The following is a 4,286-nucleotide window of genomic DNA, read 5'->3' on the forward strand; positions in this document are numbered from 1 at the left end:
CGGGCGGCCGGCGCCACAGCGGGCCGCCGCCGGCTGTGGACGCGGCCCGCGGCCCGCGGGCGGTGTGCACGCCCCGCCGCGGGGGCGGCCCTCACCCCGGGTAGGCCGGGTAGCGCCCGTCCGTGACGGGGACCCAGTCCGCCCCGCTGCGCACCAGCACCCGGCCGTCCGCCGTGCCCACGGCCACCCCCCGCTCCGCCTCCCCCGCCGCCACCGACACCGCACCCGGCACCGGCGGCAGCAACCGCACCGGCCCGCCGACCTGCGCCAGCACCGGCCGCGGGTCCACCTCCCGCGCGCGGCGCACGAGCAGCGCCACGTGGTCGGCGCCCAGCCAGGCGGCGTCCAGGACGGCCACCACACCGGGCGCCAGCACCGGACCGGCCGCCGCCAACCGCAGCGGGCGACCGCGCTCGTCCCGCTGCACACCGTGCACGGCCACCGCCGGCGCACCACCGGCACCGGTCGTGACGACCACCGCGCGGGTGCCGTCGCGGGAGACCCGCACCCGGGTCACGGCGCCCCCGAACCCCTCCGCGGGCCCCTGCACCGCCACCGGCGCCGCAGCCGGCACCGCGGCGCGCACCACGAGCAGCCCCGCTGCCGTCCCCGTCCACACCCAGCCGGCGGGATCGACGCTCGGCGGCAGCAGCACCGAGCCCGCCGTCAGCGCCACCACCGCGGGCCCGCCCGGCTGCTGCAGCTGCAGCTGACGCCCGGCGGCGGCCAGGAACGCGACCGGGCCACCCACCGGGGACACCGCCGGGTGCGACAGGTCGGCGGCACCGGAACCGACCACCAGGGCCGACCGCAGCTCGCCACCGTCGTAGCGCGCGACCCCCGAACCGGTCAGCACCAGCATCCGCTCGTCCCGGGGCCGGGTGGTGGGCACGTCACCGCCCGGCGAAGGTCCCGACAGCTCCGCGTTGCGCACCGTGACGCGCACGTCCTCCACGCCCGGCAGCCGCCCCAGGACGGCGCGCAGCTGCGACAGCAGCAGGCGGCGTTCCTGCGGTGTCGTGGCCAGCGCCCCGTCCGTCAGCTCCACCACCGCCACGCCCCCCGCCACGGGCACCGACCCCAGCCGCAACCGCGTGCCCGGCGGGGCGCCCGTCACCACCGCCGGCGCCAGCCACGGGGAAGGGCCCGCCAGCAACTCCCGGACGATGCGGGTCGCCGTGGCCGGGCCGTAGGCGAACCAGCGCACCTCCGGGACCAGCAGGCTGCCGTCGGCGGCGGCGAAGGACAGCGGGAACGCCCGGAACGTCCGGGAGGCGTCCAGGGCGCTGATGAGGATGCCGTCGGGCAGCTCGTCGATGCGCCACTGCCCGCGCTCGCGGCGCAGCACCACCCGCACCACCGCCCGCGAGCCCGACGACCGGTCCTCGTAGCGGCCGTGCCCGTCGACCAGCGCCACGACCTCCGCGTCGAGCACCACCGCGACCGGGGCGTCCGCCCCCGCGGCCTGCGGTCCCGGCACCGCCTGCCCGGCCGCGTCCGCACCGTCCTGCACCACCGACGGGGTCTGCGCGCACACCGTCGTCGAGGCGTCCGGCAACCAGCGCTCCGCGGCGGCCGCCGTCAGGAAGGACCGCGCCACGGCGTGGTCGTCGTCGGCCGTGCCCCCCGCGCGCAGGAAACCGCTGACCACCTGCACGGGCGTCGCCCCCGGCACCGGCCCCTCGGGGATGACCTGCAGCAGACCGAAGCGCGGGTCGTCGGCCAGCCTCGGGCCGCTCACCACCGGACCCGACGTCGGCAGCCGACCGCACCCGGCGCCGCCGGCGGCCAGCGCCGCGAGCAGCAGCGCGCGCGTCGCGGTCCGGCGGGGGACGGTCACCGGCGCTCAGCCCCGCCCGGCGGCCGGTCCGCGGCCGCCCTCGGACGGCGGGGCCGGCAGCGCAGCCACCGGCTCGCGGAACTCCACCGGCACCACCGGCAGCGGTGAGGAGACCAGCACCGCCCCCGCCCGGCGGGGCAGGGTGAGCACGAAGTGGCAGCCCCGCCCCGGCTCGCCCCACACCTGCAGCCAGCCGCCGTGCAGCCGCGTGTCCTCCAGGGAGATCGCCAGCCCGAGCCCGCTGCCGCCCGTCGTGCGCGCCCGCGCCGGGTCCGCGCGCCAGAACCGGTCGAAGACGCGGGGCAGGTCGTCGGCCGCCAGCCCCACGCCGTGGTCGCGCACGCCCACCGCCACGGCCGCCTCGTCGCCCACCACCACGATCTCGATGGGCCGGCCCTCACCGTGCTCCACCGCGTTGCCGACCAGGTTGCGCAGCACCCGCTCGATGCGGCGGGTGTCGACCTCCGCCGGGCAGGCCACCGCGGGCCACGACACCCGCAGCTCGCTGCCGCGGCTCTCCGCCAGCGGCCCCGCGAAACCGATGGCCCGGGCCACGACGGACCGCACGTCGACCGGCTCCGCCTCCAGCGCCGCCGCCCCCGCGTCGAAGCGGCTGATCTCCAGCAGGTCCGCCAGCAAGGTGTCGAAGCGGTCCAGCTGCGTCTGCAGCAGCTCCGCCGAGCGCGCCACCGCCGGGTCGAAGTCCGCGCGGGCGTCGTGCAGCACCTCCCCCGCCATCCGGATCGTCGTCAGCGGCGTCCGCAGCTCGTGGCTGACGTCGGAGACGAACCGCCGCTGCAGCCGCGACAGCTCCTCCAGCTGCCCGATGTGCTGCTGCATGCCCACCGCCATCTCGTTGAACGCCCGCGCCAGCCGGGCCAGCTCGTCGTTGCCGCGCACCGGCATCCGCTCCTCCAGGCGACCGGAGGTGAGGCGCTCGGCGGTGCCCGCGGCCTGCCGCACCGGCTCCAGCACCACCCGGGCCACGAACCACGCCACCGCGGCGATGAGCACGACCAGGGCGATGCCACCGCCGAGGAACGTGGTGCGCACCAGGTCCAGGGTCCGCTGCTCGTTGGCCAGGGAGTAGACGAAGTACAGCTCGTACGCACCCGCCCGGGGCAGGGTGACCGTCGAGCCCACCACGAGCGCCGGGTCCCCCCCGGCGCCCAGCGCCGCGATCTGCAGGTGCTGCTCCTGCTGGTGCTGCGTCACGGCCCGGCGCAGCGCCGCGGGCACGTCCGTGGCGGACAGCCCCTCCGAGCCCAGGTCCGGCACGACCGCGCCGTCGACGGCCCGGTCCCAGGAGCGCAGCAGCAGCACCCCGCGCACGCGGTCCGGACCCGCGCCCTCCAGCTGCGAGACCACGTCACCGGCGAGCTGGTCCACCTCCGCGACGCTGCTCGTGCTCGCCGCGTCGAACTGCGCCTGCGCCGTGCGGGCCCCGCGCGCGGCGTCCGCCATGGCGGCGCGCTGGCGCTCGGCGAGCAGGCCGTCGCCGATGCCGTCGAGGAGGAAGGAGCCGACACCGCCGATGACGGCCAGGCACAGGGCCGTGGTCAGGACGACGACGCGCAGCTGCAGGGACGAGCGCCAGCGCTGGCCGCAGCCGCGCACCGCGCGCAGCACCGCACCCGCCGCACGCCGGCCCACCGCCCCGCCCACGCCCCGGCGGGCGCGCGCCGGGGCAGGGGGGCTCACAGCGGACCGGCCCGGTACCCCACGCCGCGGACCGTCACGACGATCTCGGGGTGCTCGGGGTCGCGCTCGATCTTGGAGCGCAGCCGCTGCACGTGCACGTTGACCAGGCGGGTGTCGGCCGCGTGCCGGTAGCCCCACACCTGCTCCAGCAGCACCTCGCGCGTGAACGCCTGCCACGGGCGGCGGGCCAGCGTGACGAGGAGCTCGAACTCCAGGGGCGTCAGCGACAGCGCCCGCCCCTCCCGCTTGACGGTGTGCCCGGCCACGTCGATGGTCAGGTCCCCGATGCGCAGCGTCTCCGGCGGGTGGTCGCCCGCACCGCGCAGCCGCGCCCGCACCCGCGCCACCAGCTCCTTGGGCTTGAACGGCTTGACCACGTAGTCGTCGGCACCGGCCTCCAGGCCGAGGACCACGTCGACCGTGTCGCTCTTGGCGGTCAGCATGACGATGGGCACGCCCGACTCGGCGCGGATGAGGCGGCAGACCTCCATGCCGTCGCGGCCCGGGAGCATCAGGTCGAGCAGCACCAGGTCCGGGCGCGTGCGCCGGAACGTCTCCAGGGCGCTGTCGCCGTCGGCGCAGAAGCGCGTCTCCAACCCCTCCCCCTGGAGCACGATGCCGAGCATCTCGGCGAGCGCCGTGTCGTCGTCGACCACCAGCACGCGTCCCCTCATGGGCACATGATGCCCGCGGCGGCGGCCGCGGCGGCCGAGCGCGCGCCGGACCGCCCCGCGCGCGCCGCTCG

3 protein-coding genes are annotated in these 4,286 nt (G+C 77.9%); all 3 read right to left on the reverse strand.

Annotation, left to right across the window (positions count from 1 at the left end):
- Positions 1-91: 91 nt before the first annotated feature.
- The gene (locus tag ABEB16_RS14935; RefSeq protein WP_345713027.1) at positions 92-1,741 is read right to left on the reverse strand and encodes an LpqB family beta-propeller domain-containing protein; all 1,650 of its coding nucleotides are present in this window, start codon (positions 1,739-1,741) and stop codon (positions 92-94) included.
- Between the two features lie 105 nt (positions 1,742-1,846).
- Complete coding sequence (gene mtrB, locus ABEB16_RS14940; protein ID WP_345713028.1) at positions 1,847-3,541, reverse strand: MtrAB system histidine kinase MtrB; 1,695 nt, start codon at positions 3,539-3,541, stop codon at positions 1,847-1,849.
- Positions 3,538-4,215 (reverse strand): MtrAB system response regulator MtrA, encoded by a 678-nt coding sequence (gene mtrA, locus ABEB16_RS14945; protein ID WP_345713029.1) that lies wholly within the window; start codon positions 4,213-4,215, stop codon positions 3,538-3,540. The genes mtrB and mtrA overlap by 4 nt, the downstream gene beginning before the upstream one ends.
- Positions 4,216-4,286: the final 71 nt, after the last annotated feature.

This window comes from Kineococcus glutinatus (assembly GCF_039542765.1).
GTDB classification, from domain to species: Bacteria; Actinomycetota; Actinomycetes; order Actinomycetales; family Kineococcaceae; genus Kineococcus_A; species Kineococcus_A glutinatus.

Excerpts from the sequence above, each read along its gene's own strand:
- mtrA (WP_345713029.1), bottom strand. The coding sequence starts at position 4,215 with ATGAGGGGACGCGTGCTGGTGGTCGACGACGACACGGCGCTCGCCGAG.